Here is a 26895-nt window from a genome sequence, read left to right as displayed (position 1 = left end):
AGTACGAGCCCCGGGGGACAATCCCCGCGTCCCAACGGCTCACCTGCGAGAGACGAGCTCCGTGATCCATGCCTCCGTCGGCGCCTTGCCCGGCCTGGTCTCCGTATTCCTCCTCACGGCCCTTGTGCTGGGGATCCCCGCGGCGCTGACCGCCGCGGCCAGGAACCGGCCCCTCACCCTCGCCCTGCTCTTCACCACGGCCCTGTCCGGTGTGCTCGCGGTGACCTTGACCCCGGGCGGCGGAGGGTCGGGCGAGGCCGGCCGCTGTGATGCCGGCCTGCCGGCCGCCGCCTTCGTCGCCTCCGAGTCCGCCCGGCTGAACTTCCTGCTCTTCGTTCCGCTCTGCTTTCTCGCGGTCCTGCTCTTCGCCCGCCCGGTCACGGTGGCCGTCGGCGCCGCCGCGCTGGCCTGCACCATCGAATTCCTCCAGTCCTGGGCCTCGCTGGGCCGCGCCTGCACCTACGACGACATCGTCGCGAACGCCGCGGGCGGCGTGGCGGGCGCTCTGTGCGGCACGGTGGTCCTGTGGATCGCGCGCCGCCGCCTCCCCGTCACCCGCGCCGACCTCGCGTGGGGCGCCGCGCTGGCCGTCGCGGGAGCCGTCGCCCTCACGGCCGCCTTCCGGTTCTCGGTCACCACCACCGACTTCGAAGCGCGGTCGCAGCGGAACCGGGCCGTGTTCCGCGACATGGACCGGCAGGACCGATGGATGAACCGGACGGTTCCCCGGCTCCTGGGACAGCACGCGACCGTCACGGGGTCGGCGACCGTAGCCCTGGGACACGGCCGCTTCCGGCTGACGGCGCAGACCACCCGGGGAACGGTCGTCGCGCTGTGGCCCGCCCGCACGCTCGAAAGCCTGCGGGCGAAACGGGGCCGGGGCGACGAGGGCCGGCTGACCCGGCCCGCGATGAAGTCGGCCGGGGAGAAGTTCGCCCGCACCTGGTTCCCGCGGGCCGCGGCGGGGCCCGAGCCCGCCTTCCGGCCCCTGCCCGGCACGCACGGCGCCGCTCTGCTGAGCTACCGACGCCCCGCCCGCGGTGCCACGGCGCCCCTGCGCCTGGACATCACCGTCACGACGTCCGGCCGGATCGTGGCCGTGAAGACAGCGGCACCCTGAACGTCATTGGTCTGGACATGACCAACCCACCCTGATTAGTCTGCCGATTGGTCTGGACCGCACATCGTCAGCTCACGGAACTCCCCCCACGTTCTTCAGGAGCGAAGCATGCGCAAACGGATCGGCGCCGCCGTGATCGGCCTCGGCGTCCTCGGTGTCTCCTTCCTCGCCACGGGCAGCGCCTCCAGCCACGGCTACAGCGATGCACCCCCCAGCCGCCAGGCGCTCTGCGCCAACGGAACGGTCAAGGACTGCGGTGCGATTCAGTACGAACCGCAGAGCGTCGAGGCGCCCAAGGGCTTCCCGGCCGCCGGGCCCGCCGACGGAAAGATCTGCTCCGGCGGTCACGACAACTTCGCCGAACTCGACGATCCCCGCGGCGGAAAATGGCCCGGCACCGCACTCACCCCGGGTCAGGGCTACACCTTCACCTGGCGCCTGACCGCACGTCACTCCACCACGGACTTCGCATACTTCATCACCAAGGACGGCTACGACCCCACCAAGCCGCTCACCCGCGCCGACCTCGAACCCGAGCCGTTCATGACGGTGCCGATGGGCGGCGCGCAACCGGGCGAAACGGTGCAGCACCAGGGCACCGTGCCCACCCAGAAGTCGGGGCGCCACATCATCCTGGGCGTCTGGAACATCGCCGACACCGGCAACGCGTTCTACGCCTGCTCGGACGTCGACCTCTCCTGACCCCCGGCTCCTGGCCCCCGCTCTCCACCCTCCTGACGTCCACCTCCCGACGTCCGTCGCTCTCCGTGGCGGCGCCGGTCGTCTCCGCCGGGTCTCCCTGCCTTCCTCCAGGGAGACCCGGCGCCCCGGCCGCCCGCCCAGGAGCGACGGACGCCTCCCCTTCTGACGCACCGTCAGCTACCCTCCGACGCCATGGCAGCCCACCGCACCAGTGACAGGAACACCCCCGGCGCGGGCGGCGGCCCGTTGACCGTCGCGGAACTCGTACGGGCCCGATGGGGCGACCACCGCACCGGCGTGAAGTGTGCCGAGGGCGCGCTCACCCACCATGAGGCGGCCGCCGGGGCCGCCGCGCGGGCGGCGCTGTTCCGGGAGCTGCTGCCGCGCGGGGCCGAGCCGCACATCGGGGTGCTGCTCGACAACGTGCCCGAGTACCCGCTCTGGCTCGGCGCCGCGGCGCTCGCCGGGGCCGCCGTGGCCGGCATCAACCCCACCCGCCGCGGCCCCGAGCTCGCCCGCGACATCGTCCACACCGACTGCGCGCTGCTGATCACCGAACGCACCCACCTGCCGCTGCTGGCGGGCCTGGAGCTGCCGATCCCGCCCCGGCGCGTCCTGGTCGTGGACGACCCGGCCTACCGCGCGCTGCTCACGCCCTACGAGGATGCCCACCCCGACGAGATCACCGGCCGCTGCGCCCCCACCCCCGCCTCCCGGATGCTCCTCTACTTCACCTCCGGCTCCACCGGCGCCCCCAAGGCGGCCGTCTGCACCCAGGGACGGCTGGCGGCGGCCGGGAACTCGCTGGTCGAATACTTCGGCGTGCGGCCCGACGATGTGCACTACCTCTGCATGCCGATGTTCCACGGGAACGCCGTGATCGCCGGCTGGGCCCCGGCCCTGGCCGGCGGCGCGGCCGTCGCGCTGCGCCGTCGCTTTTCGGCCTCCGCCTTCCTCCCGGACGTCCGCCGCTACGGCGCCACGTACTTCACCTACGTGGGCCGCGCCGTGCAGTATGTGCTCGCCACCCCGCCCGCCCCCGACGACCGCGACAACCCGCTCCGTACGGGATTCGGCACCGAGGCCGGAACGGTCGACGCCGCTCGTTTCGCTGACCGGTTCGGCGTGCGCCTGATAGAGGGCTACGGCTCCTCCGAGGGCGGCGCCGCCCTCCAGCGTTCCCCGGACACCCCGCCCGGCGCCATCGGACGGCCCGCCCCCGGCGACGATCTCGCCGTCGTCGACCCGGAGACCGCCGCCGAGCTGCCCCGCGCCCGCCTCGACGCCGACGGCCGGCTGCTCAACGGTGAGCAGGCCATCGGCGAGCTGGTCAACCGCGGCCGCAGCTCCTTCGAGGGCTACTGGCGCAACCCCGAGGCCACCGCCGCGCGCACCCGCGGCACCCCCGGCGGGAGGGCCGGCGCCGGCTGGTACTGGACCGGCGATCTTTTCTTCCGGGACACCGAGGGGTTCTTCCACTTCGCGGGCCGTACGGACGACCGGCTGCGGGTCGACAGCGAGAATCTCGCCGCCGCGATGATCGAGAACATCCTCGCCCGGTACGCCCCGGCCGGCGGCGTCGCCGTGTACGCCGTGCCCGATCCGGTCGCCGGGGACCAGGTCATGGCGACCCTTGCGGTGCGGGACGGCGCGGCGTTCGACCCGGAGGAGTTCGTGGCCTTTCTCGCCGCTCAGCCCGACCTCGGGACGAAGATGGCGCCCCGCTTCGTACGGACCGTGGCCGCGCTGCCGGTGACCGCGACCAACAAGGTGCACCGGGTTGCCCTGCGCCGGGCCGGATTCCACTGTCCCGAACCGGTCTGGTGGACACCGATGGGGACGGGACGCGGCGGGGCGCGCGGACCGGCCACCCCGGCCGGGAGCGAGTACCGCCGCTTCACCGACGAGGACCGCGCCGCGCTGCTGGCCCACTACCGCGCTCATGATCGAGGGCACCTGCTGGAGAGGTGAGAACGCCGAAGTGGGCGTCCCCGGAGAACCGAGAACGCCCACTTCACAGGTGCGCCGCCAGGGACTCGAACCCCGGACCCGCTGATTAAGAGTCAGCTGCTCTAACCAACTGAGCTAGCGGCGCGCGCTGACGAAAGAAATACTACCTGGTCCGAAGGGGTGCTTCCGACCACGCCCGGACGGCCCCGCGGAAGGCCGGCGGAGACCCCGGCGGGCCCCCGCTCAGATCGCCAGCGACAGCAGTACCGGAGCGGCCTTGCGGTTGAGGGCATCGGCGGCCTGGCGCAGACGGTGGGCGTGCTCCAGGGGCATGGACAGCGCGAGGCAGCCGACCGCCGAACCGGCCGTGATCGGTACGGCGGCGCAGACCGTGCCGACGGCGTACTCCTGGAGGTCGAGCACCGGGACCGTCGGCGGCTGGCTGTCGAGCTTGTGGAAGAGGACCTTCTCGTTGGTGATCGTCCGGGAGGTGAGCCGGGCGGTCTTGTGGCGCGAAAGGTGGTCTTTTCGGCCATCGTGGTCGAGCTGCGCGAGCAGACACTTGCCCACCGCGCTGGCGTGGGCGGTGCGGCGGAATTCGGCCCACTCGTTGACCTTCGGGGCCAGCGGCCCGTCGGCGTAGTGCAGGATCTTGACCTCGCCGTCGATGTACCGGCTGATGTAGACCGCCGCACCCACCGAATCACGCAGCTCGTCGAGGGTGACCTGCAGTTTGTCCCGCAGGGCGTGGTGCCGGTCGCCGCCGGATCCCAGCAGGAGCAGCGATTCACCGACGACATACGCACCGTCCGCGACCTGTTCCGCATAGCCTTCGCGCCGCAGCATCGACAGCATGTGGGCGAGATGGCCGGTGGGCAGGCCGGTTTCGCGTGCGATCTGCGCGTCGGTCACGCCGTCGGCGTGCCTGGAGATCGTTTCGAGCACGCGAAGGGCGTACTGCACCGAATGGAACGGCGCGGTCGGCTCGGGCTTCAGCGCCACGGTGTCCCCCTAGCAGGTTGTTACCGCTTGCGTCGTCACCTCGCTGGCGGTCGCGGCGGCGCATGCGCGCACCGTTCCCGGACAACGGGGCTCGTATCACGATAGCGGTCAACGGCCCTCGATGGAGGGGGTCTTGACCGAAAGACGATGCCTTTCACGCGTCTGTGCAGGAGAGAGTTTCACTGGCATATGCCGGTGGAATGGTAGGGGTCTGCCGGTGCGCCGGGTCGTCGTTCCGTGACGTGCCCGGAGCCCGGCCCTCGGGAGAGGACCGGGCTCCGTTTTACGTGGCACGGGGGCGCACATGGAGGCGCTTGGGCGTGCGCCGGGGGCGCATCGGTGGCAACGGCGGGGGCAGTGGCCACGTGGGTCGCACGAGTCCCAGCCGCCCCATCCAGCCATCTGTGCGCAGTCCCCGCCGCCCTTCACGGCACCGCGTTACGCCACCGCGTCGCGCCACCGCCTTACAGCACCGCGCTCAGGAACTCCCGCGTCCGGTCGTGCTCCGGGTCCGTGAAGATCTGCTCCGGCGGGCCGAACTCGATGACCCGGCCGGCGTCGAACATCATCACGCAGTCGGAGATGTCCCGGGCGAAGTTCATCTCGTGCGTGACGCAGAGCATCGTGATGTCCGTGGTGTGCGCGATGTCCCGCAGGACGTCCAGCACGCCGGCCACCAGCTCCGGGTCGAGCGCCGAGGTCACCTCGTCCAGCAGCAGCACCTGCGGCCGCATCGCCAGCGCCCGTGCGATGGCGACCCGCTGCTGCTGGCCGCCGGAGAGCTGGGTGGGGTACTTGTCGAGGTGCTCGGTCAGGCCCACCAGGTCCAGCAGTTCGCGGGCCCGCTCCTCCGCGGCGTCCTTGTCCAGCCCCAGGACGTGCACCGGCGCCTCGGTGATGTTCCGCAGCACCTTCATATTGGGGAAGAGGTTGAACTGCTGGAAGACCATGCCGATGTTCTTGCGGATCGCGCGGCTGTGCTTGTCGCCCGCCGGGACGAGCTTGTCGCCCTTCTTCTCATGGGTGAGGTACTCGCCGTTGAGCATGATGGTGCCCTCGTCCGGCTTCAGCAACGTCATCATCAGGCGCAGGATCGTGGTCTTGCCGGAGCCGGACGGACCGATCAGCGTGACGTGCTTGCCGGAGTAGACCTTCATGTCCAGCGAGTCGAGGACGGTGTGCGAGCCGAAGCGCTTGGTGACCTTGTCGAAGCGGATCAGCTCGCTGCCGTCGACCGCCGGGTTGGCGCTCTCGCCGGAGGGGGAACCGGACGCAACGTCCTTCCCGCTCGCGGTGTTCTTGGGGGTGTGGGAAGTGCTGTCAGCGGACAAGACGACGCTCCAGGGCTCGCAGCAGAAGAGAAGCGGGGTAGGCGATGAGAATGAAGGCGATACCGACGACGGTGTAGGGCTCGACGGTCTGGAAGGTCTCGGAGGAGAACTGCCGTGCCTCGCCCAGCATTTCCAGCACACCGATGCCGATCAGCATCGGCGAGTCCTTCAGCATCGCGATGACGTAATTGCCCAGCGCCGGAACGACCCGGCGGATCGCCTGCGGCAGGATCACCGCGATCCAGGTGCGGCTGCGCGGCAGGCTCAGCGCGGTCGCCGCCTCCCACTGGCCGGGCGGCACGCCGTCGATGCCGGCGCGGTAGACCTCGGCGGTGTACGTCGAGTAGTGCAGGCCCAGTCCGATGACGCCCGTGACCATGGCGGTCAGCGTGATGCCCCACTCGGGCATGACGTAGTAGAAGAAGAACAGCTGTACCAGCAGCGGGGTGTTGCGCACGAACTCGGTGATCGCGAGCACCGGCCAGCGCACCACCTTGAGAGAGGAGCGCTGCGCCAGTGCCCATACGAGACCGAGCGCGAAGGCCATCAGCGAGCCGAGCGCCAGCACCTCGAGGGTGACCAGTACGCCCTTCCAGAACGTCGGCATGAAGTCGCCGACCGCGGACCAGTCGAACGTCATCGGACTTCACCTTCCGCTGCGGTACCGGTCGTCGGGCTGGTGGCCGTACGGGCCACCGGGCCGATCGGGCTCGACTGCCGGCCGATGCTCAACCTCGATGTCAGACCCGCCCGCTTCGTCGGGGCCTGGCCGATACCTGTCTTGGCGTGCCGCTCCACCACACGCATCCCCCGGGTCAGCACAAAGGCCAGGACGAAGTACATGACCAGGATGATCGTGTAGACCGGAGCGCTCTGCGCGGTCGCATTGCGCACCAGCTGCGCGCCGAAGGTGATGTCGGGGACGCCCAGGAGCGACACCAGCGCGGTGCCCTTGAGCAGCTCGATCAGCAGGTTGTTGAACGGCGGGACCATCTCCGGCCAGGCCTGCGGAAGGATGATCTTCCGCAGCTGCTGAGTGGGCGAGAAGCTGAGCGCGATGCCCGCCTCGCGCTGTCCGGGGGAGACCGCCGCGATGGCGCCGCGGACGACCTCGGAGCCGTACGCGCCGTACGTCAGGCCCAGCGTCAGGACCGCGGCCCACATCTGGACGAGCTGCCAGCCGAAGGCCATCGGCACCACGAAGAACACCCAGAACATCAGGATCAGCGCGGAGGTGCCACGGAAGATCTCGAAATAGGCGCCGGACAGGAACCGGACGATCCGCAGATGATGGGTGCGCGCGATACCGATCCCGAAGGCCACGACCACGCCGAGTGCCGCGCTGTAGACGGTCAACTGGATGGTGATCCAGAGGCCGTTGAGGAGGAGTTCCCACAAACCCCAGCTGATATCGCTCATGGTCGGCACTTCTCCTTGGCGGTGATCGTCGTCATCTGGTCCTTCGTGAAGCCGAAGGGCCGCATGAGCTCCAGGAGTTCGCCGGACTTCTTCATCTTGTGCAGCTCGCGGTTGAACGCGTTGCGCAGATTCGTCTCCGGAGTGCGGAACGCGAAGCCGCCGACGTCGATGACCGGCTTGCCCTTCACATACGGGGTGACCTCGGCGGTCGCCTCGACCTTGGTGCTCTTCGACTGCCGTACGACATTGCGCACGGTCACGGCCGTGCCGACGAAGACGTCCACCCGGCCCTGCTCGACGGCGAGCAGACCCGCCAGCTGGTCCGGCAGCGTGGTGATGTTCTTGACGCCGGCTTCCTCGCCGTACCCGATTTCGGCGTAACCGACGCCGGTCGCCATTTTTGCCCCGGTCCGGGCGATGTCCTTGTAGCTGTGCAGCTTTTTCGGATTTCCCTTGGGGACGATGAACGCGTCCAGCATCTGGTATTCGGGATCGGCGAAGATGACCTTTGCGCAGCGCTCCGGATTGATGTACATCCCGGCCGCGACCACGTCGAACTGCTGAGAATTCAGCCCGATGATCAGCGAGCCGAAATCGGTCGGAAAGGGCTCGACCTTGGGCACGCCGAGCCGTTTGAAGATCACCTTGGCGATGGTGGGCGCCGAGCCGGTCATCTTGCCGTCCTCGCCGATGTACCCGTACGGCTGCTCGCCCGCCAGGCCCAGCGTCACCGAGCCCTTGGCCTTCAGCCGCTCCAGCAGATGCCCGCCGTCCTTGTCCTGGGCCGTCGACACCCGGCTACAGGCACTGGTCGCTCCTATCGCACCCGCTGCGCCGAGCGCCGCTACCCCCGCGAGCAGCGAGCGGCGACGGATGCCGCCTGTCGATTGTTCTTCGGTTTTTGAGGTCTTCCCCTGTGGTGGAGCCATGGGCGCGCGACTACCCGAAACCCTCCGAACATATGCCGATCGTTTCCGGCCCTTGATGTAATCGAGGGCAATACAAGTGATGCTGATACGAGCGGCGGGACTTGTTCCGTTGGCCGGTATTGCCCCCCTACGATCGGGGCATGACCGATCGCTTCATCGAAGTCTCCCTGGACAAGCGCGGCGTCAGCTGCACGGCCAAGTTGCTCGACGACCGCGCGCCGATCACCTGTAACGCCGTCTGGGACGCGCTCCCGCTCGGCGGCGACGTCTACCACGCCAAGTACGCCCGCAACGAGATCTACGCCCTCGTTCCGCCCTTCGCTCCGCAGGAGCCGCCGCTGGAGAACCCGACGATCACCCCGATCCCCGGCGATCTGTGCTACTTCACCTTCAGCGACACCCAATTGGGCACCGCTTCGTACGGCTACGAGCAGCAGGCCAAGCACCAGGGCCGCGCCACGGTCGTGGACCTCGCCCTTTTCTACGAGCGCAACAACCTGCTGATCAACGGCGACGCGGGCTGGGTTCCGGGCATCGTGTGGGGCGCGGTCGTCGACGGCCTGGACCGGATGGCGGACGCCTGCCAGGACCTGTGGCGGGCCGGCGCCCTGGGCGAGTCCCTCAACTTCCGCCGCGCGTGAGGCGCCGGCCCGCGTAAGGCGTGCCCGCGGGCGGCCCCTGGGCCCGTCCGGTGTGTCATGGCCGGGCCCTGGGCCACCTAGGGGCGCGGGGAACAGATCCCGTAGGGGGTGCGCGCGCCCCTTGCGGGCCTCAACGCGGCGGGTGCGGGGCGGTATTCCCGTGGTGCGCAAGATGACCGACGGGACGCCGCCCGGCCCGGGGGTGGTAGGTCCGGCTCGGTCGCAGCGGTGGCAGGGCCGGCGGGGCCGCCAGTCCCGGCAGACCCGGCGGAGCCGGCAGACCCGACAGGACCTGGCGCGACCGGGAGACCCGGCGGAGCCAGCAAACCCGGCGGAGCCAGCAAACCCGGCAGACCCGAGGGAGCCGGCAGACCCGAGGGAGCCAGCAGACCCGGGGGAGCCAGCAGACCTGGCGGGACCGGGAGACCCTGCGGGGCCGTCAGGACCTGGCGGGACAAGCAGACCCGTCGGAGCCGTCAGGACCCGTCGGAGCCGTCAGGACCCGGCAGGACCGGCAGGACCGGCAGACCCGGCGGACCCGGCGGGACCGGCAGACCCGGCCAGAAGGCTCGGCAAAGGCAGCAGGACCGGCACGGCCGGAAGGTCAGGCAGAGGTAGCCGCAGCAGGGCCCGCCAGGGCGGGAGGTGCGGGGATCCTTGCCGCGCCTGCCTCGTAGAGCGCGTGTGCGGCGCGTAGTACCAGTGCGTCCGCGTGGCGCGCTCCCACCAGCTGCACGCCGATCGGCAGCCCGGCGCCGTCCACCCCGCAGGGGACGGTCGCGGCGGGCTGCTGCGTCATGTTGAACGGGTAGGTGAACGGCGTCCAGCCCGTCCAGCGGGCATGGCCGGATCCTTTCGGTACCTCCGCGCCCGCCTCGAATGCCGTGATCGGCTCGGTCGGCGTCACCAACAGGTCGTAGGCGCTGTGGAAACGCCCCATCGCCTGGCCGAGCGCCATCCTGGTGTCGACGGCCGCCAGATAGTCCAGCGCGCTGTACCGGGCCCCCTGCTCGCAGATCTCCCGCAGCCCCGGGTCGAGCAGCTCGCGCTCGGCGTCACCCAGATGCTGCACGACCCGCGCCGCCCCGCTGAACCACAGCGTGTGGAACGCCGCCACCGGGTCCGCGATGCCCGGGTCGATCTCCTCGACCACCGCGCCCAGCTCGGCGAGCGCCCCGACGGCCCGGCGCACCGCCGCCGCGACGTCCCCGGCCACCGGCACATCCCAGCCCAGCGACGGGCTGAACGCCACCCGCAGCCCCGCGAGCGGCTCGTCCAGCGCCGCGCGGAACGACCCGGCCACCGGCCCCAGCTGCGACCAGTCCCGCCAGTCCGGCCCGCAGATCACCTCCATCATCAGCGCCGCGTCCGCCGCATCCCGGGTCATCGGCCCGACATGCGCCAGCGTCCCGAACGGGCTCGCCGGGTAGTGCGGGACCCGCCCGTAGGTGGCCTTGAGGGCGAAGATCCCGCAGAAGGAGGCCGGGATCCGGACCGAGCCGCCGCCGTCCGTGCCCAGGCTCAGCGGGCCCGCGCCCAGCGCCACCGCCGCCGCACTGCCGCCGCTGGAGCCACCCGCGGTGCGCTCCGGGTCGTAGGGATTGCCCGTCACCCCGTGCCGCGGACTGTCGGTGACACCCTTCCAGCCGAACTCCGGCGTGGTCGTCTTGCCCACGAACACCGCGCCGGACTCCCGCAGCCGGGCCACCGACGGCGCGTCCTCGTCCCACGTCGCGCCCTCCTCGCGCACCGTCCGCGAGCCGCGCAGCGTCGGCGCGCCGCGGGTCAGCAGCAGGTCCTTGACGGTGACCGGCACCCCGTCCACCAACCCCGCGGGCGTCCCCGACCGCCAGCGCTCCGCCGACTTCCCGGCCTCCGCCAGCGCCTCGTCGGCGGCGATCCGGGTGAAGCAGTTCGTCCGGGCCTGGGCGGCCTCGGCGCGTTCCAGGACGGCCCGGGTGGCCTCGACGGGGGAGAACGTGCCGGCCGCGTACCCGGCGGTGAGCTGTACGGCGGTGAGGTCGGCGAGGTGAGTGGGGGTCGGTTCGGTCGTCATGCGTCCTCCGAGCGTCGGCCGCCCCCGGGGGAGGCGGCGGGCGGGGTGCCGGGCCGGGGCGGCCCGCGCCGTCACTGCACCGGTACGTACCCGAGCCGTTTGTCGACGAGATTGCGCAGCGGCTCGCCGGCCGACCACAGGTCGAAGTTGTCCTGGAACTGCTCGGCGAGCGCGTCCCGCCAGCCCAGCGTGTCCCCGCTCATATGGGGCGAGACGATCAGATGCGGGACGTCCCACAGGGGGCTGTCGGTGGTCAGCGGCTCCTGCTCGAAGACGTCCAGTGCGGCGGCCGCGATCCGCCAGCCGCGCAGCGCCGCCACCAGCTCGTCCTCGACGACCAGCGGCCCGCGCCCGATGTTGACGAACCGGGCCCGCGGCGGCATCAGGGCGAACGCCTCCTTGCCGAACATCCCCCGGGTGGCCTCCGTCAGGGGGGCCGCGCAGACCACCCAATCGGCGTGGGGCAGCAGGCCGTTCAGCGCCTCCCCCGGGTGGACGAGGCCGAATTCCGGATCGTCGGGACGGGCCCGGCGGCCGACCAGATCGACCTTGACACCCAGTGCCAGGAGGGTGCTGCCGATGGCCCGGCCGATCGGGCCGGAGCCCACCACGACCGCTCGGGTGCCCGCCACCCGGATGGTTTCGCGATGCTGCCAGCGCCGCTGTCGCTGGAGCTCCCAACTTCCGTAGAAATCTTTGGCCATGGCGATCACCAGGCCGGCGACGTACTCGGCGATCGGCTGCTCGAAGACGCCGCGCGCATTGGTCACCAGCGTGTCGTCGGCGATCAGTGCCGGGCACAGCAGCCGGTCCACGCCGGCGCTGGCGGTGTGCACCCACCCGGGCCTGGGGCCCTTTTCCGGCCATGCCCGGAGGATCGCATCGGAGGTGAAATCCCAGGCCAACAGCACATCGGCGGAAGGGATTAGGTCGGCCAGCGAGGCCTCGTCGGCGAAGATCACCCGGGCTCTGCCGGTCAGACGGTCCAGCTTCGGTGGCGGGTCGGAACCAAGAACAAGGACGGTGCTTTCGGACATAGGCCAGAAACCGTTCTGAAACGTGTGCCCCGTATGAAGAAAAAAGGGCGCCGACAGATGCCTGAGATGCGAGGATTGACCACGCTAAGAAGTCGTATCTACCGTGTCAACAACGGCTCTGTCCCGACGTCCCGGCACGCACCGGCTGTACCACTTCCCCGGCCACTGGCCTGGCCATTCCACCCCTTCGTTTCTAGGGGCCTTCATGGACGTCTCTTTTCTCGGAGGCCCACAGCCTCAGCTCGGCGTGGGCGTCGTCGCTCCCTTCGACTTCGCGCTCGACCGCGAGCTGTGGCGATGGGTTCCCGACGATGTGTCCCTCCACCTCACCCGGACTCCTTTCGTGCCCGTCGAGGTCAGCCTCGATCTGGCCCGTCTGGTCAGCGAGCACGAAACCCTGCAGGCCGCCGTGCAGGCACTGTGCGCGGTCTCCCCGCAGGTCATCTCCTATGCCTGCACCTCCGGCAGCTTCGTCGGAGGTGTGGCGGGCGAGCGGGCCATGTGTGCCGCCATGGCCCAGGCGGGGGAGGTTCCCTCCCTCACCACATCGGGCGCACTCCTCGAAGCGCTGCGCGAGATCGACGCACGACGCATCGCGGTGGTGACCCCGTACACCAAATCGGTCACCGATTCCCTGGAGGACTATCTCGGCGAGGCGGGCATCACGGTCACCGGCCGCGCCTACCTCGGACTGACCCGGCACATCTGGAAGGTGCCCTACCGCGATGTCGTCGACATGGCGCGCGCGGCTGTGGTGGGCGCGGCCGACGCGCTCTTCATCAGCTGTACGAACCTGCCGACCTACGACGTCATCCCGCAGCTGGAGGCCGAGCTGCGGATGCCCGTCCTGTCCGCCAACCAGGTCACGATGTGGGCCGCGCTGCGCGCCATCGGCGTGTACGCGGTAGGCCCGTACCAGGCGCTGCTCGATCCGGTGGCGCGGCGCGGCCCCGCCGCGATGACCGGGTCGGGGGCCGGCGTTCCGGAGAGCAGGCCCGGGGTGACCCCCGAGGCCGCGTTCGCCGGGCCGGCCGCGCCTCTTGACGGGGAGGTGGGTGACGGCATCGAGCCGCCGCCCTTCCTGCCCGAGGATCCCGGGCCCCCGCCCTCGGTGTGAGAGCCGGCCCGGACCCGGCTCCCCTCCCCGCGACCACCCCGCACTGCCGGCGCCCCCACCGCCGGCAGTCCCCGACCCGCACACCCGCACCCACCGCCGTACACGAAAGAGAGGCCTGCATGGCATCGGTCGGCTTCCTCTACCCCGGTCACTCCGCGGAGGACGACTACCCCCGGCTCGAAGCGCTGCTCGGCGGCGCGGTCGGGCTCCCGCTCGTACACACCGATATCGGCGAGGACGCCCACCGGGTCGACGCGCTCCTGGAGATGGGCTCCGCCGCCCGGCTCGCGGCCGGCGTCGAGGAACTCAAGGAACGCGGCGCCGAGGCCGTCGTCTGGGCCTGTACGAGTGCCAGCTTCGTCTTCGGCTGGGAGGGCGCCCACGAACAGGTACGGGAGCTGTCGGCCACGGCCGGCCTGCCCGCCTCCAGTACGTCCTTCGCCTTCGCGCACGCGATCCAGGCGCTGGGCGCGCACCGGGTGGCGATCGCGGCGACCTATCCGGAGGAGGTGGCCGAGCACTTCCGCGCGTTCCTGAAGTCCGCCGGTACGGAGGTCGTCTCGACCCGCGGCAGCGGCATCATCACCGCCGCCGAGGTCGGCACCTGGGGCCGCGCGGAGGTGCTGGCGCTCGCGCGGGCCGGAGACCATCCCGATGCCGAGGCGGTGCTGCTGCCGGACACCGCCCTGCACACCGCCGCGTATCTGCCCGACCTCGAAGCCGAGCTGGGCAAGCCGGTCCTCACCGCCAATCAGGTCACGGTCTGGGAAGGGCTGCGACTCCTCGACCGCCCGATCGCCTGCCCGCCGCTGGGCACGCTCTTCGCGCGGGCCGCGCACGCCTAGGGCGCTTCGGCGCCGGCCGGAATCACCGGACCGGCGCCGGAATAATCGGAGAGCCGCTCCGGTTGACCTTCTCGCAGACCAGCGAGACGCGAGGAGGATCCGCACCGTGAGTGGCGAAGTGGAGCACAGGCCGGGCACCGACGACGGCATCCGGGGCACCGCCCGGGGCACGGCGCCCGTGCCCCTGTCCGTACTCGACCTGGTGACCGTCGGCGCCGGCAACACCGCCACCGGCGCCGTACGCACCGCCGTCGACATCGCCCGCACGGCAGAGCGCCGCGGCTTCCACCGCTACTGGGTCGCCGAGCACCACTCCATGCCCGGCGTCGCCTCCTCCTCGCCCGCCGTGCTGCTCGCCCACCTCGCCGCGCACACCTCCGCCATCCGGCTCGGCTCCGGCGGCGTCATGCTCCCCAACCATGCGCCGCTGGTCATCGCCGAGCAGTTCGGCACCCTGGAGGCGATGGCCCCCGGCCGCATCGACCTGGGCCTGGGCCGCGCGCCGGGCACGGACGGCGCCACCGCGGCCGCGCTCCGGCGGACCGAGCGGCTGCACGAGGGTGCCGATGATTTCCCCCAGCAGCTCCTGGAGTTGACCCGCTTCCTGGACGGCTCCTTCCCCGACGGCCATCCGTACGCCAAGATCCACGCCGTCCCCGGCCCGGTGCAGGCCACCTCGCCCGGCGGCGTGCAGTCCCCGCACCGCCCGCCGCTGTGGCTGCTCGGCTCCTCCGGCTTCAGCGCCCAGCTCGCCGGGGCGCTCGGCCTGCCGTTCGCCTTCGCGCACCACTTCTCCGCCGCCAACACCGTCCCCGCCCTCGACCTCTACCGCTCCTCGTTCCGCCCCTCCGAGGTGCTCGCCGAGCCGTACGCCCTGATCGGCGTCGCGGCGCTGGCGACCGAGGACGAGCGGGAGGCCCGCCGCCAGGTCATGACCGGCGCCCTGTCGATGCTCCGGCTGCGCTCCGGGCGGCCGGGCCTGGTCCCCACCCCGGAGGAGGCCGAGGCCTACGACTTCACCGACCGCGAACGCGACTTCGTCGACAGCTGGCTCGGCAACGTCGTCCACGGCACCCCCGACACGGTCCGCCAGGGCCTCGACGACCTCGCCAAGCGCACCGGCGCGGACGAGCTGATGATCACCGCCAATGCGCACGGCGGCGCGGCCAGGCTGAGGTCGTACGAGCTGATAGCCGATGCGTACGGACTGCCGCAGGGGTGAGCCGGCGGCGGTGGCTCCCCGGGCTCAGCCGCCCGGCCGCCGCCCCGCGTCCAGCAGCGCCTCCACCCGGTCCGGGGCGACCGGCCGGGAGTAGAGCCAGCCCTGCCCCGTGTCGCAGCCGATCCGTCGCAGCCGCTCCGCCTGTTCGGCGCTCTCCACGCATTCGGCGGTGACGGTGAGGCCGAGGCGGTGGGCGAGGGCGACCAGGGCCTCGACGATCATCTCGTCGGCCGGGTTGGGGTGCTCCTGCGAGCGGAAGCCGTGGACGAAGGAGCCGTCCAGTTTGAGGACGGACACCGGGAGGCGGCTGAGGTAGGCGAGGTTGGAGTAGCCGGTGCCGAAGTCGTCGATGGCGATCCGTACGCCCATGTCGCTGAGCGCCTGCAGGGCCTGCAGGGGCCGCCCCGCCGAGCCCATCACCGCGGACTCGGTCAGCTCCAGCTGGAGCAGGCGCGGCGGCAGGCCGGTCTCGGCCAGGATCCCGGCCACGTCCGCGACCAGGTCGGAGTCCCACACCTGACGCACGGCCACATTGACGCTGACGAACAGTGGCTGGCCCCCGGGGTGCGCCAGCTGCCAGGCGCGGGCCTGGTGGCAGGCCCGCTCCAGGACCCAGCGGCCCAGTTCGACGATGGCGCCGTTCTCCTCCGCCAGTGCGATGAACCGATTCGGCGACAGCATCCCGAACTGCGGATGCCGCCAGCGCACCAGCGCCTCGACGCCCTGCGCCCGGCCGTCACCCAGACCGACCAGCGGCTGGTACTCCAGGGTGAACTCGCCGCGGTCGACGGCCGGGCGGAGCGTGCTGGACAGCGCCTGGCGGGTCATGCGGTGGGCGTTGCGCTCGGGGTCGAACAGGGTCCAGCGGGCCTTGCCGTCCTCCTTGGCCCAGAACAGCGTGGTGTCCGCGGCCTGCATCAGCCCCGTGGCGGTGGTGCCGGCGGCGGCCCGCTCGACGACGCCGATGCTCGCCGAGACCGACAGCCGCTGCCCGGCCAGGTCGAACGGCCGCTGGAGTGCGTCCAGCACGCACCGGGCCAGCTCGGCCAGCTGGTCGGTGCCCGTGGAGTCCTCCACCAGAAGAGCGAATTCATCGCCGCCCAGCCGGGCCACCAGATGGCCGCCGTGGCCCGGACCGCGGTCGCCGACGATTTCCGCGCAGCGGGTCAGCCGCTGGGCGACGGCGCTCAGCAGCCGGTCCCCGACCCGGTGCCCGAGGGTGTCGTTGACGGCCTTGAAGCCGTCCAGGTCGAGGTAGCACAGCCCGATCCGGCCGGTGCCGGCCGGTTCAAAGGCGGCCGCCTCCAGGGCGCCGGAGAGCCGTTCGAAGAAGAGCGCGCGGTTGGGCAGCCGGGTCACCGGGTCGTGCATCTGCAGATGCCGCAGGCGGGCGAGCAGATCGTGCCGGTCGCTGATGTCGGCCACCGACAGCAGCACCCGGTCCTCACCCACCTGCGGCTCGACGGTGACCTCCACCCAGACGGAGTGCCCGTCGCGGTGCTTGAGGCGGCGGGTGCAGCGCAGCCGGTCGCTGCGGCCGCACAGCACCTCGCGGTAGGCGGTCCACACCCGCGGGTCCGCGCCGAGGTCGGTCAGGTCCGCGGCGGTGGCGGCGACCAGCTCGTCGGGGTCGGCGCCGACCAGTTCGCCGAAGGCGGGGTTGGCGGCGAGGACCAGACCGTCGCGGTTGAGGACGGCCATGGGGAGGCGGGCGGCGTGGAAGGCGGCGCGGTAGTCGGGGAGCGTGGCGGCGGTGTCGTCACAGTGGCCGAGGGGGCCGTGGTGCGCACCGTCGGATCCTTTGGTCCGACCGTCACGTTCCGTCACGGATGGCAGCGTCGCTCCGGGCGTGCGGCCCGTGCTGTCGGGGTGTCCGCTCACTGCTCGCTCCCGCATGGCGCTTGTCTCGTGATGGAGGGTGGACCTCGCGCTGGAAAGTGTGGCGATCATAGAGGCTGGTGCAACGGCCGATCCAGCGACGCAGCCGTGATCATCGGCACGCATGACGGAACTTCAGCCATTTCTGCACGACTCTGTTCGCACCACTTACATGGTTGGCCGTTTGTTACTTTCCGTTACAGGGTGGCGGAATCTCGTCTGGTCACTCGTCTGGGCCCCCGAACAGGACGAACGACGAGAAAGCGGCACAGGGTGGGTGGCGTCTTCCGATTCCGTCCCTGGAGGTCGATGTGCCGCGCGACCGGACACCCGACGGGGTGGAGCGCCGTCGCCTTCGGCGCCTCGCAGCCGTCGCCACCTCGCTGAGCGCGCTGATCGCGACCTCCATCGTCGCGGGGCCCGCCACCGCCTCCGAGGCCGCCCTCTCCTGCGCGCTGGGACGCACCGACGCCCACCACTCCGAGGGCCTGGACAGCTGGAACGACACCTACCCCCGCCCCACCGGCGCCCTCGACGCCGTGATGATCTTCCTGTCCTTCCCGGACTCGCGGCCCATAGCCCGACCGGGCGAGCTGTCCAAGGACTACTTCCCGGCCACTTCCCACTTCTTCGACCGCGCCTCGTACGGCAAATTCCGGCTGCGCTCGCACCTCCACGGCAAGTGGGTGCAGATGCCGCACCCGTCCGGGGCGTACGGAATACAGCGCGACTGGGACGCCGGCCGTCGTTCGGCGTACCTGCGCGACGCGGTCGCCGCCGCGGACTCCTCGGTGGACTTCAGCCGCTACGACCTGGTCTATTTCGTCGCTGACCCGGACGCCCCGGGCGTCGACTCGGACGCCACCAAGGTCGTCAATCTGGATGAGCCGATGCACGCCGACCACACCGATCTGCGCCGCTTCGTGACCGTCTTCGAAAAGAGCCCGCCGGACCGCAATGTCCTCGCCCATGAGACCGGCCATGTCTTCGACCTGCCGGACCTCTACCACCGGCCGGGCAACGGCAAGGGTGACTGGGACACCTACGTGGGTGACTGGGACCTCATGGGCAGCCAGTTCGGCCTGGCGCCCGACCCCTTCGCCTGGCACAAGTGGAAGCTCGGCTGGCTCGGCGACGACCAGGTCGACTGCACGCCGCTGACCCGTGCCCCCTCGCTGCACTCGCTGCGGCCGCTGTCCGCCCCCGTGGAGCCGGGCGACGACCGCCGCCCGCGGCTGCTGGTGATCCGCACCGGCCCGGAGAGCGCGCTCGCCGTCGAGGCCCGCGACGCCGTCGGCAACGACCGCTCCGTGTGCAAGCAGGGCGTCCTGGTCTACCGCGTGCACGGCGACACGGCCTCCGGGACGGGGCCGGTGCACGTACTGGACGGGCATCCCGGCACCGCGGCCTGCTGGGGCACCTCCGTCTACCCGCCGCTCGCGGACGCACCGCTGGGCGTGGGGGAGAGCCTGGACGACGCGAACGACGGCGTACGGATCCAGGTCGAGGGGCGCGGCGAGGAGGGCGACTGGACCGTCAAGGTGGCCCGCGACTGAACGGCGCCCGCCCGCGCGGTCCGGGCACGACGAAGGCCCCCACCGAGGTGGGGGCCTTCGACCGTCTGTGCGCCGCCAGGGACTCGAACCCCGGACCCGCTGATTAAGAGTCAGCTGCTCTAACCAACTGAGCTAGCGGCGCCTGCTGACGGAGGAAACATTAGCACCCGGTCCGGGGAGGGCAAAAATCGGTTTCCCTCAGCCCGGGGTCAGCGCCGGAAGGGGGCCCTGAGGTGCGGCTTCGCGCTCCTCGTCGGCCGCCCAGCGGGCCGCGCGGACGCAGGCCCACAGCAGCACGTCGGGGCCGGGCAGCCAGGGGCTGCGGACGTCCGGGGCGACCAGCCACCGCGAAACGGCCGGGGTGACCGCCTCGCCGGCGCCCTCCGCGTCGGCGCCCGAGGCGTGACAGGGGTGCAGCGGCGGGACCGTCACCGCGTCCCCGCTGCCGTGGCACAGCAGCGGCGGCACGGCGCGCGCCCACTCCTCCCAGCCCAGCAGCGACGGCAGCCGCTGGGCGGTGCCGGGGGCGGCGAACAGCAGGATGCGGCCGCGATGGGCCGCCACCGGCCCCGAGCCGGGGCCCGCGGACCATAACCGGTCCACCATGCGGCGGCCGAACAGCGCGGGGGCGTTGATCACGTCGAAGACGGAGCCGCACGGCAGCACGCTGGGGGCGGCGGGCCGGGTGGCCCACAGGGCCTGGACGGTGTCCGGATGAGGGCTGGCGGAGGCGAGCCAGTCGGCGCCGGCGAGGGTGACGTACGCCGCTGTGGGGAACGTGAGGGTCCGGGGAGTGTCGGGCAGCCAGTCGCTCATGGGGCAGGTCTACCCATTCCCCGCGTTCCGGCTACGCGGATTGCGGGAATCCGGGACAGGGCGCCGCCGGACGAGTATCTTGCCCGTTTTGCATATGCCAGGGGCTCATGATCGCGAACCATGAGCCCTTCCGGGGCGCGTGTGACGAGTGATGCCTGCGGGACGTACCGGCCGGCGCTCAGTCGGTGTCCCCGGTGTGCGTGCCGCCGTCCCGCAGCAGACCGCGGCCGAACTCGATCATCTTCTGCGCATAGTCCTCGGACCAGTCCGCCTGCTCGGCGAGCGCGGACAGCGGCAGCCGGTCGAAACGCCGGGGATCGGTCAGCTGGGCGGCCGCCATCGCCTGGTATTCCGTGGCGCGGTCGGCCGCCACGCGGAAGGCCAGCGCCAGCTCCGTGGAGCGGCGCAGCAGCTCGTGCGGGTCCTCCATCGACTCCAGGTCGAAGAAGTGCTCCGGGTCGGCGACGGCCTCGGGCGGCTCGAAGATCAGCGACGCGGGCCTCCTGCGCCGGGGTGCCGGCGCCTCGGCGCGGCGGTCGGAAGCCGGACGCGGCTGGGACATGTACGTACCTCCAGGATCGTGTGCCGCATTCCATTGTCCCGCCCCGCGCAAGTACGCCACAGGGCCGGAGCGGCCACCGGCCGCCGGGGCGGTCCGCCCCGCCGCCTCCTACGGTCTCCACCGCACCCGGTGCTCCGACAGATGCGCCAGCACGGCGTGGTTGGCCTCCCAGCCGTCCGGGAACTTGACCGTGACGCCCAGCTGCACCGGCTCGGTCGAGGGATGCTCGTCCAGCAGCTCGGCGACGCCCTCCCGGCACACCACGATGCAGGCGTGGCGGTGGCGGGAGGCGAGCACGCACAGCCGGCCGGTCTCCAGATGGAAGGCGGTGGCGTCGGGGCGGCCGGAGAGCGGATGCAGCACGACCGTGACGTCGAACTCGCGGCCCTGGAGGCGGTTTGCGGTGTCGACCGTGACGCCGCTCACGCCCAGGTCGGCGAGCGCGGCACGGACCGCCGCCGCCTGGTCGCGGTGGGCCGTGCCGACCGCGATCCGCTCGGCCGTCAGCGGCACCGGACCGGGGGAGTTCTCGCTGGTGGCGGCGCCGCCGCGGTCGAGCAGCCGACGCGCCACCAGGGCCACCGCGCGCACCGCCTCCGGGTCCGTACGGGGCGTACGGCGGGCGGGCAGCTCGAGCAGCCCCCAGCCGGACCCGGCGGCCTCGTCCAGCACCCGGTCCACGCCCGAGCCGTCCCCGGCCACCCCGAAGGCCAGGCGGCGGTCGCCGTGGTCCGTCCCGCTGCGGAAGGGGGTGTACGGATAGAACGCGTCGGAGACCAGGGGCGCGGCGGACGCGGGCAGGCGCCAGGACACCGGCAGGCGGTGCTGCGGCAGATCGGGGTTGTGGGCCAGGAGCGTGGCGACGGCGCTGGAGGACGGGTCGTACGCCAGCCCCGCCCACTGCTCGGCGCCCACCACGCTGAACGGGTCCAGCTGCCCCGGATCGCCCACGAACAACGCCCGTTCGAAGAGCCCGGCGACGCTCAGCAGCGCATCGGAGCGCATCTGGTACGCCTCGTCCACGATGGCGTGCCGCCAGGGCGACTCGACCTTGGTGTAGGCCCACTTGGCGGCCGTCGAGACGACGATGTCCATGCCCGCCAGGTCGGCGACCTTCGCGGACGTACGGACCGAGGGGAGCTCGGACAGCGCCGGGTCGAAGGCGTTCGGGTCGCTGCTGTGCAGGCGCCCGACGGGCAGCCCGGGGTCCTTGTCGGCCAGCCGCAGGACGAGGTCGTCCACCTGGGCGTTGGTCTGCGCCACCATCATCAACGGGCGCCCCGCGGCGGCCAGTTCGCGGGCCGCGCGGACCACCAGGGTGGACTTGCCCGCGCCGGGCGGGGAGTCGACGACCACCCCGCGCCGGGTGCCGTGCAGCGTGTCGTGCAGGATCGCGTCCGTCGCGGCGGCGGCCGCGGCCGCGGGGTCGAAGGGGCGCTCCCCGAACCTGTTGCGGGACAGGGCGGCACCCCCGTCGGGCCGGGTCACAGGAAGTCCTCCGCGGTCACGGGGTCGGGGGCGTCCGCGGGCGCGCCCGCGGCGGCGGCCTGCGGTGGGCCGCCGTGCGTCCAGGGGATGTCCTCGGGGTCCGGCAACTCCGGGCCGCCGCGCGGGGAATGCTCGAACAGCGTCCAGAGCACCCGCTCGTCCACCTCCGGCACCGAACCGGGCTCCGGTTCCTTGCCGCGTCCCATACCCCCTGTCAGGCGGACCACCAGCGCGCCGTGCTCCCCGGCCACGTAGGAGACGAACTCGGCCGGCTGCGTCCTCCCGTCGGGCAGCGGGCGGTAGAGCTTGGCGTTCTCGGACAGCTGGGGCCGGTCCTCGGTGCGCAGCGTGACCAGCGGGCGCGGCATCGGCCGCCGGCCCTCGGAGTACGCCGTCGCGACATGGACGACCGTGCCGCACAGCGCCTCGCCGGACAGCCGCCGCCCCGCCATCACCAGCGGGTCGTCCAGCGCCTCCTGGGCGTCCAGCTGAGCCTGCGCGGTCTCCCGGGAGGCCAGCTTCTGGGCGGCGGTGACGGCGTCGTCCCGCCTCGGCTGCGGCGGCTCCCCGGCGCGCACCCGGTCGCGGTGCGCGGTGTAGGACCAGCGGTCGCGCTTCCAGCGGTCGGCGACCCGCCCGCCCGGCGGCAGCCCGCGCAGCAGCTCGATGCCCTGCCAGACGGCGTCCCAGGTCGGCCGCAACTGGCCCTCCACCAGGGTGCGGATCTCCTCTTCGGCGCCGGACAGACCGGCGTCGTAGCGGGCCATCGCGGGGGAGAGCAGCCGGTTGTCGAACGCCGGGTCCGTGGCCGGTCCGGCCGGCGGGCACAGCAGCTGGCCCTCGGCGTCGCGCCCCGTCTCGGCGCGTTCGGCCGCCTCCTGGCCCGACGCGCCGGACGGCGGGTCGATCCAGGCGAGCAGCGCGCCCAGGTGCTGGTCCTCCAGCATGCTCTGACCGGTGGCCCAGTGGCGGCCGAGCAGCCCCGTCATGGCCAGCAGCAGACTGGCGCCGGGCACCCGGGCCCGCTCGCCGAAATGAGTGAACCAGCGGCCCAGCAGCGGCACATGGGGCGGCGCGGGATACGGCGTCTCCGGCTCCTGCTCGGCCGTCCGCCGAAAGCGCATCGAGCGCCCCAGCAGCCGTACGAAGTCGATGCCCGCGGCGCTCGGCACGATCAACTGCGGGGCGTCCGCGCACAGTTCCACCTGCACCGGGACCCGCTTGCCGGTCTCCGGGTCGGTCTCCTTGCGCTCCTCCCACTCGACGGCGTCCGCGAAGCCGTCCACGTACGGCAGCACCGACTCGGCCAGCTCCGCCAGGAACGTGAACCGCAGATCGCGGTCGCGCGGCTGCGGTACGGCCAGCAGCTGCGGCTTCTCGCGGTCCGTGCCGATCAGCATGCCCAGCGGGGCGCCGGCCTCACCCGCGGTCGTCAACGGGACGAGAACCAGCGGTCGTTCGGACAGATGGCGGTGGCGCACCGTGGCAAGCGGCGCGGCGCGCCCCGAGGCCACCGCCTCCATCCGGGCCAGCGTCTGGATCAGCGACATGCCCCCTCCTCCGCCCGGTCCGCCGCGGCCAGCGCCTCGGCGCGCAGCGCCGCCGCCCGGCGCAGGGCGAGCACGGCCGGGTCGTCGGGGCCCTCGGCGGTCTCCGCGTCACCGGGGGCGGCCGCCTCGAGCACCGCCTCGATGGTGCCCAGCCCGCCCAGCTCGCCGCGCACCCCGCGCCCCAGCGCCTCCACCGCCCCCTGCTGACGGGTCCGCTTACGGCAGTGGAACGCCAGCTCGCAGGAGGCCAGGCACTCCGGGGAGTAGGCCGCGCCGACCGCCTCGACGGCCTCGGACAGCTCCTCGGCCGGCCGCGTCGCGGTCCGTCCGTCCTCCGCGAGCCGCAGATCGAACGTGGTCCCCGGGGGCAGCGCGGCGGCGATCTCCTCGACGCGGGTGAGCCGGGTCAGCTGCCGCCGGGTCGTCGCCAGCTGCTTGCGGACGTCGACGGCCGCGGCGGTCGGCAGGTTGGAGAAGTCCTTCGGGCACACCAGCAGCACCCGGTCGCGCACCCGCACCTCGCGCCCGGTCCGCGCGGCGACATGCCCGGCGACGTTCTCGAGGGCGAGGACGTACACCGCCGCCTGGCGGGCCGCCTCGCCCACCTTGGAGGCGTCCGCCGCGCCGTCGATCATCGGGAAGGACTTGATCTCCACGACCGTCCAGCTGCCGTCCGGATGCACCACCACCGCATCCGGCTCCACATAGACCGGCGAGCCGGCCACCTCGACGGCGAGCATCGGATGATCGAGCAGCGCCCAGCCCCCGGCCGCGGTCGCCTCGCGCAGTGCCAGCGCCGTACGGGCCGCCCGGCCCTCGGGACCGGCGGCGGACAGATCGGGGACGGCGACCTCCGCGCCCTCCGGTGGCGGGGTGCCCGTCCGCAGCCGCTCGTGCAGCAGCCGCATCAGGGCCGCGCCGCCGTCGGCCTTCACCCGTGACTCGAAGGTGATGCCGCGCATGATCGCGAACTGGGACTGGCCGTAGGTCGCCGGCGACCCCAGCGCCTGCGCCAGCGCGCCCTTGTCGATCCCCGCGCCGTCCAGCAGCGCGCGGCGCCGGCAGCCGGGGTTGGCGGCCAGCGCGGCGAGCGCACGGGCGTCGAGCGGACGGGGGCGTACACCGGGGCCGCGCAGTTCGGCGAGCCGCCCCCGGCCGCCACCGGGAGGCGCCCCCCTGCGCAGGCTCGGCGTCGGCGTCTGCTGCCCTGCCGGCGGTGCGGACGCCGCGGGTCGACTGTCGCGGGAAACGTTCACCCGCGAAAGTCTCGCATCCGCCACTGACATGCGGGGCAACCACCCGAAAGATCCGTGCTCCGGACCGTAACCGGCGACGGTTCCTGCCCCGGTGCCGGCGCCGTCCCCGGTTACGGACAAATCCACCCCGTGGGCGATGATGGAATCACCTCCCGCGGTCAACGCCGCCCGCGCCGAGCACTCCCAGCGATCAACGAACAACGCTCAACGCCCAACGAACGACGCAGCACGAACGACCGAGAAATCCGGCGAGAGGCGAGAGGTACGACCATGGCAGCGCGCATATTCCTGGCCAGACACGGACAGACGGAGTGGTCCCTGTCGGGCAAGCACACCGGACGCACGGACATCCCGCTCCTGGACGAGGGCCGCCGCGGCGCCAAGCTGCTGGGCGAACGCCTGCACCGCACCCCCTGGAACGGCCTGCCCGACGTCGAGGTCCGCACCAGCCCCCTCGTCCGCGCCAGGGAAACCTGCGAACTGGCCGGCTTCGGCGGCCGGGCCCGGGACTGGGACGCGCTGATGGAGTTCGACTACGGCGCGTACGAGGGCCTGACGCCGGCCGAGATCAAGGCCACCCGGCCGGACTGGCTCATCTGGCGCGACGGCGTCCCCGAAGGTGAGACCCTCGCCGACGTCACCGCACGGGCCGACGAGGTCATCGGCTGGGCCCGCTCCGCCGACCGCGACGTCCTGCTCTTCGCCCACGGCCACATCCTGCGCGCCCTCGGCGCCCGCTGGCTGGGCCTGGACATCTCCTTCGGCGCCCGCATCCGCCTGGAGCCCACCTCCCTGTCCGTGCTCGGCTGGGCCTACGGGGAACCGGCCATCGAGCGGTGGAACGACACGGGGCACCTGGGCTGACCTGCCCGCCGAACTGCGCTGCGGACGGCCCGGGTCGGCGGCCCAGGCCCCGTACGGGGTGGCGCCCGCTCAGCGAGCGCCCGCCGCGGCCCCCGCCGATGCCGCATGCCGACCCAGGAAGTCCGCGACCGCGCCGATGTCCCGGTGTCCGTGCAGCTTCCGCGCGGTGCGGTCGAGCATGGTGCGGATGCGGGCCGAGCGGACCTGGTCCAGCAGGGCCAGGACCCGGCTGCCGGCCGTCGCGGCCTCCTCGGGCGCCCCGCTGTCCGCCAGATCGCCCGCCAACTCCGCGGTGAACAGCGCGATATTGCGGGTGAAGTGAGGATCCTGCATGCTCACCGCACGGCGCGCCAGCTCCGCCGCCCGCTCCCCCTCGCCCAGCGCCGCCCAGCACTGCGCCTCCAGGCCCGCCAGCTCGGCCTCGCCGTAGAACGTCATCCATTCGGGGTCGTTGTCCCGCGGCCCGGCCGCGAACAGCCGGTCGGCCCGCGCCAGGGCCCGCTCGCAGCCCGTACGGTCCCCCAGCACCGCCCAGCCGCCCGCCTCCCGCAGCGCGAGCAGCGAGAGCAGCCGGGGCGAGGCGAGATGCCTGGCGGCCTGCTGCGCGGCCTGCGCGGCGCGCACCGCCTCCCGGGGGCGGCCGGCGTCGCGGGCCAGGAAGGCGGTGTTGCAGAAGGCGTGCGCCTCCAGGGCCGCGTCGCCGCAGACCCGGGCGGTGGCGAGCGCCTCGGCGTAGTGCGAGCGGGCATCGTCGAAGCGGCCGGAGTCGTGCGCCAACCAGCCCACGGTGATGGCCAGTTCGCCCGCCCCGGAGTGCAGCCGGTCGGCGACCGAGCGGCGCTGCACGTCGGAGTCCAGCAGTTCGTAGGCGGCCCGCAGCGGCTGGGTGGCGCGGCGGTAGATGTCCTCCGCGCCGTGCCGGTCGTCCAGCAGCCGGATCCGGCGGACGGCCTCCTCGACGGCGGTGGCCTCGGCCGCACCGGCCCGGCCGGCGGGCGCCCGCTGGGCGGGCACGGCGGCGGCGGCTTCGGTGGGGTGCAGGGCGGTGATGCTCAGGGCGGCCGCCGGGCCGCCGGTGATGAACGCGCGACGCAGCACGTCGCTCTCCTCGGGGATCTGGATACAGGTATCGCGGTGGTCGGGGTCGGGTGCCAGGGGCGCGGCGCTGACCGCCGTACGCGCCCCCCGTCCGCGTACCGTCTCGCGTGGCGCGAAGCCCATGTCCGGCAGCGCCAGCCCGGGAAACATGTGCCGGAACACGCGCTCATAGGCGTAGTTCGGGCAGCGGATCTCCCCGGACTCGACGCGGCCCACATAGCGGGCGTCGCACGAGACCTGCTCTCCGATCTCACGGGCGGACCGTCGGACCGCCGCCGCGAACTCGCCCGGGGACAGCCGGCCGCGCAGCTGTCGGAAGGCGGTGTTCGGGCGGGCGGGTACGGTGCGGGACGACGCTGATTTTGCTGGTGGCGACGCCATGGCGGACCCTCTCCGTGGCCTTTCCGTGCCATCTTGTGGCGGTGCCGCTTCCTGGCGGTGCGGCGGGGATGACCG

At 72.4% G+C, this 26895-nt stretch carries 23 protein-coding genes and 2 tRNA genes; 9 read left to right on the top strand and 16 right to left on the bottom strand.

Going from position 1 to position 26895, the window contains the following annotated elements; translation table 11 throughout:
- Nucleotides 1-61 precede the first annotated feature (61 nt).
- From ACIGWZ_RS07295 to ACIGWZ_RS07285, 3 genes are all read left to right on the top strand, one after another.
- Nucleotides 62-1120 (top strand): VanZ family protein, encoded by a 1059-nt coding sequence (locus tag ACIGWZ_RS07295; protein ID WP_400061717.1) that lies wholly within the window; start codon nt 62-64, stop codon nt 1118-1120.
- Between the two features lie 108 nt (nt 1121-1228).
- The gene (locus tag ACIGWZ_RS07290; protein ID WP_400061715.1) at nt 1229-1822 is read left to right on the top strand and encodes a lytic polysaccharide monooxygenase; all 594 of its coding nucleotides are present in this window, start codon (nt 1229-1231) and stop codon (nt 1820-1822) included.
- A 192-nt stretch (nt 1823-2014) separates the two neighbouring features.
- Nucleotides 2015-3793 carry an AMP-binding protein gene (locus tag ACIGWZ_RS07285; RefSeq protein WP_400061713.1) on the top strand — a complete coding sequence of 593 codons (1779 nt, stop codon included), beginning with the start codon at nt 2015-2017 and terminating at the stop codon, nt 3791-3793.
- A gap of 50 nt (nt 3794-3843) precedes the next feature.
- Here the strand turns inward: ACIGWZ_RS07285 and ACIGWZ_RS07280 are convergent.
- The 6 genes from ACIGWZ_RS07280 to ehuB form a co-directional block, all read right to left on the bottom strand.
- Nucleotides 3844-3917: transfer RNA gene (locus ACIGWZ_RS07280), tRNA-Lys, on the bottom strand.
- 98 nt (nt 3918-4015) lie between these two features.
- A complete protein-coding gene (locus tag ACIGWZ_RS07275) occupies nt 4016-4774 on the bottom strand; it encodes an IclR family transcriptional regulator (RefSeq protein ID WP_400061712.1) in 759 nt (252 codons plus the stop codon).
- Nucleotides 4775-5238: 464 nt separating this feature from the next.
- A complete protein-coding gene (ehuA, locus tag ACIGWZ_RS07270; protein ID WP_400062024.1) occupies nt 5239-5994 on the bottom strand; it encodes an ectoine/hydroxyectoine ABC transporter ATP-binding protein EhuA in 756 nt (251 codons plus the stop codon).
- 100 nt (nt 5995-6094) lie between these two features.
- Nucleotides 6095-6745 (bottom strand): ectoine/hydroxyectoine ABC transporter permease subunit EhuD, encoded by a 651-nt coding sequence (gene ehuD / locus ACIGWZ_RS07265; protein WP_400061710.1) that lies wholly within the window; start codon nt 6743-6745, stop codon nt 6095-6097.
- Nucleotides 6742-7524, bottom strand: coding sequence for an ectoine/hydroxyectoine ABC transporter permease subunit EhuC (gene ehuC / locus ACIGWZ_RS07260; RefSeq protein ID WP_400061708.1), 783 nt, complete (start codon nt 7522-7524; stop codon nt 6742-6744). The genes ehuD and ehuC overlap by 4 nt, the downstream gene beginning before the upstream one ends.
- Entirely contained in the window at nt 7521-8453 is a 933-nt protein-coding gene (gene ehuB / locus ACIGWZ_RS07255) for an ectoine/hydroxyectoine ABC transporter substrate-binding protein EhuB (protein ID WP_400061706.1), read from the bottom strand. Before ehuB ends, ehuC begins: the two co-directional genes overlap by 4 nt.
- Nucleotides 8454-8593: 140 nt before the next feature.
- Between ehuB and ACIGWZ_RS07250 the strand changes: the two genes are divergently transcribed.
- Complete coding sequence (locus tag ACIGWZ_RS07250) at nt 8594-9094, top strand: DUF3830 family protein (RefSeq protein ID WP_400061704.1); 501 nt, start codon at nt 8594-8596, stop codon at nt 9092-9094.
- Nucleotides 9095-9698: 604 nt separating this feature from the next.
- On the opposite strand, the gene ACIGWZ_RS07245 is transcribed toward ACIGWZ_RS07250, so the two are convergent.
- Both ACIGWZ_RS07245 and ACIGWZ_RS07240 read right to left on the bottom strand, forming a co-directional pair.
- Nucleotides 9699-11150: an amidase gene (locus ACIGWZ_RS07245; RefSeq protein ID WP_400061702.1), complete on the bottom strand. Its 1452-nt coding sequence runs from the start codon at nt 11148-11150 to the stop codon at nt 9699-9701.
- A 71-nt stretch (nt 11151-11221) separates the two neighbouring features.
- Nucleotides 11222-12187 carry a D-2-hydroxyacid dehydrogenase gene (locus ACIGWZ_RS07240; protein ID WP_400061700.1) on the bottom strand — a complete coding sequence of 322 codons (966 nt, stop codon included), beginning with the start codon at nt 12185-12187 and terminating at the stop codon, nt 11222-11224.
- A 205-nt stretch (nt 12188-12392) separates the two neighbouring features.
- On the opposite strand from ACIGWZ_RS07240, the gene ACIGWZ_RS07235 reads away from it, so the two are divergent.
- From ACIGWZ_RS07235 to ACIGWZ_RS07225, 3 genes are all read left to right on the top strand, one after another.
- Nucleotides 12393-13304, top strand: a complete 912-nt coding sequence (locus tag ACIGWZ_RS07235; RefSeq protein ID WP_400061698.1) for a decarboxylase — start codon at nt 12393-12395, stop codon at nt 13302-13304.
- A gap of 119 nt (nt 13305-13423) precedes the next feature.
- Complete coding sequence (locus ACIGWZ_RS07230; protein ID WP_400061696.1) at nt 13424-14149, top strand: aspartate/glutamate racemase family protein; 726 nt, start codon at nt 13424-13426, stop codon at nt 14147-14149.
- A 106-nt stretch (nt 14150-14255) separates the two neighbouring features.
- Nucleotides 14256-15371, top strand: a complete 1116-nt coding sequence (locus ACIGWZ_RS07225; RefSeq protein WP_400061694.1) for an LLM class flavin-dependent oxidoreductase — start codon at nt 14256-14258, stop codon at nt 15369-15371.
- Between the two features lie 24 nt (nt 15372-15395).
- Here ACIGWZ_RS07225 and ACIGWZ_RS07220 read toward each other — a convergent pair whose 3' ends face one another.
- Nucleotides 15396-17198, bottom strand: a complete 1803-nt coding sequence (locus tag ACIGWZ_RS07220; protein WP_400061692.1) for a putative bifunctional diguanylate cyclase/phosphodiesterase — start codon at nt 17196-17198, stop codon at nt 15396-15398.
- A gap of 362 nt (nt 17199-17560) precedes the next feature.
- Between ACIGWZ_RS07220 and ACIGWZ_RS07215 the strand changes: the two genes are divergently transcribed.
- Nucleotides 17561-18805, top strand: a complete 1245-nt coding sequence (locus ACIGWZ_RS07215) for a M6 family metalloprotease domain-containing protein (RefSeq protein WP_400061690.1) — start codon at nt 17561-17563, stop codon at nt 18803-18805.
- Nucleotides 18806-18873: 68 nt separating this feature from the next.
- Here the strand turns inward: ACIGWZ_RS07215 and ACIGWZ_RS07210 are convergent.
- The 6 genes from ACIGWZ_RS07210 to ACIGWZ_RS07185 all read right to left on the bottom strand — a co-directional run bounded on the left by ACIGWZ_RS07210 (nt 18874) and on the right by ACIGWZ_RS07185 (nt 24477).
- Nucleotides 18874-18947 (bottom strand) — tRNA-Lys (locus tag ACIGWZ_RS07210).
- 56 nt (nt 18948-19003) lie between these two features.
- The gene (locus ACIGWZ_RS07205; protein WP_400061688.1) at nt 19004-19621 is read right to left on the bottom strand and encodes a bifunctional DNA primase/polymerase; all 618 of its coding nucleotides are present in this window, start codon (nt 19619-19621) and stop codon (nt 19004-19006) included.
- A gap of 178 nt (nt 19622-19799) precedes the next feature.
- Nucleotides 19800-20183: a hypothetical protein gene (locus tag ACIGWZ_RS07200; protein WP_400061686.1), complete on the bottom strand. Its 384-nt coding sequence runs from the start codon at nt 20181-20183 to the stop codon at nt 19800-19802.
- A 108-nt stretch (nt 20184-20291) separates the two neighbouring features.
- Nucleotides 20292-21671 carry an AAA domain-containing protein gene (locus ACIGWZ_RS07195; protein ID WP_400061684.1) on the bottom strand — a complete coding sequence of 460 codons (1380 nt, stop codon included), beginning with the start codon at nt 21669-21671 and terminating at the stop codon, nt 20292-20294.
- Nucleotides 21668-23221, bottom strand: a complete 1554-nt coding sequence (locus ACIGWZ_RS07190; protein ID WP_400061682.1) for a hypothetical protein — start codon at nt 23219-23221, stop codon at nt 21668-21670. The genes ACIGWZ_RS07195 and ACIGWZ_RS07190 overlap by 4 nt, the downstream gene beginning before the upstream one ends.
- Nucleotides 23212-24477 (bottom strand): hypothetical protein, encoded by a 1266-nt coding sequence (locus ACIGWZ_RS07185; protein ID WP_400061680.1) that lies wholly within the window; start codon nt 24475-24477, stop codon nt 23212-23214. Before ACIGWZ_RS07185 ends, ACIGWZ_RS07190 begins: the two co-directional genes overlap by 10 nt.
- Nucleotides 24478-24747: 270 nt before the next feature.
- Here ACIGWZ_RS07185 and ACIGWZ_RS07180 point away from each other — a divergent pair, with 270 nt between their 5' ends.
- Entirely contained in the window at nt 24748-25341 is a 594-nt protein-coding gene (locus ACIGWZ_RS07180) for a histidine phosphatase family protein (protein WP_400061678.1), read from the top strand.
- A gap of 69 nt (nt 25342-25410) precedes the next feature.
- Here ACIGWZ_RS07180 and ACIGWZ_RS07175 read toward each other — a convergent pair whose 3' ends face one another.
- Nucleotides 25411-26820: a tetratricopeptide repeat protein gene (locus ACIGWZ_RS07175; protein WP_400061676.1), complete on the bottom strand. Its 1410-nt coding sequence runs from the start codon at nt 26818-26820 to the stop codon at nt 25411-25413.
- Nucleotides 26821-26895: the final 75 nt, after the last annotated feature.

The sequence above is a fragment of the Streptomyces sp. NPDC053427 genome, assembly GCF_044544985.1.
Lineage (GTDB): Bacteria > Actinomycetota > Actinomycetes > Streptomycetales > Streptomycetaceae > Streptomyces.
Note: the sequence above shows the minus strand (reverse complement) of the source record. Positions and strands in the feature narration are given on the sequence as shown.

Bases quoted from the DNA above. Each gene is read 5' to 3' on its own strand.
- ACIGWZ_RS07290 (WP_400061715.1), top strand. From the start codon at position 1,229: ATGCGCAAACGGATCGGCGCCGCCGTGATCGGCCTCGGCGTCCTCGGT.
- ACIGWZ_RS07285 (WP_400061713.1), top strand. From the start codon at position 2,015: ATGGCAGCCCACCGCACCAGTGACAGGAACACCCCCGGCGCGGGCGGC.
- ehuD (WP_400061710.1), bottom strand. From the start codon at position 6,745: ATGACGTTCGACTGGTCCGCGGTCGGCGACTTCATGCCGACGTTCTGG.
- ehuC (WP_400061708.1), bottom strand. From the start codon at position 7,524: ATGAGCGATATCAGCTGGGGTTTGTGGGAACTCCTCCTCAACGGCCTC.
- ehuB (WP_400061706.1), bottom strand. From the start codon at position 8,453: ATGGCTCCACCACAGGGGAAGACCTCAAAAACCGAAGAACAATCGACA.
- ACIGWZ_RS07250 (WP_400061704.1), top strand. From the start codon at position 8,594: ATGACCGATCGCTTCATCGAAGTCTCCCTGGACAAGCGCGGCGTCAGC.
- ACIGWZ_RS07245 (WP_400061702.1), bottom strand. From the start codon at position 11,150: ATGACGACCGAACCGACCCCCACTCACCTCGCCGACCTCACCGCCGTA.
- ACIGWZ_RS07240 (WP_400061700.1), bottom strand. From the start codon at position 12,187: ATGTCCGAAAGCACCGTCCTTGTTCTTGGTTCCGACCCGCCACCGAAG.
- ACIGWZ_RS07235 (WP_400061698.1), top strand. From the start codon at position 12,393: ATGGACGTCTCTTTTCTCGGAGGCCCACAGCCTCAGCTCGGCGTGGGC.
- ACIGWZ_RS07230 (WP_400061696.1), top strand. From the start codon at position 13,424: ATGGCATCGGTCGGCTTCCTCTACCCCGGTCACTCCGCGGAGGACGAC.
- ACIGWZ_RS07205 (WP_400061688.1), bottom strand. From the start codon at position 19,621: ATGAGCGACTGGCTGCCCGACACTCCCCGGACCCTCACGTTCCCCACA.
- ACIGWZ_RS07200 (WP_400061686.1), bottom strand. From the start codon at position 20,183: ATGTCCCAGCCGCGTCCGGCTTCCGACCGCCGCGCCGAGGCGCCGGCA.
- ACIGWZ_RS07190 (WP_400061682.1), bottom strand. From the start codon at position 23,221: ATGTCGCTGATCCAGACGCTGGCCCGGATGGAGGCGGTGGCCTCGGGG.
- ACIGWZ_RS07180 (WP_400061678.1), top strand. From the start codon at position 24,748: ATGGCAGCGCGCATATTCCTGGCCAGACACGGACAGACGGAGTGGTCC.
- ACIGWZ_RS07175 (WP_400061676.1), bottom strand. From the start codon at position 26,820: ATGGCGTCGCCACCAGCAAAATCAGCGTCGTCCCGCACCGTACCCGCC.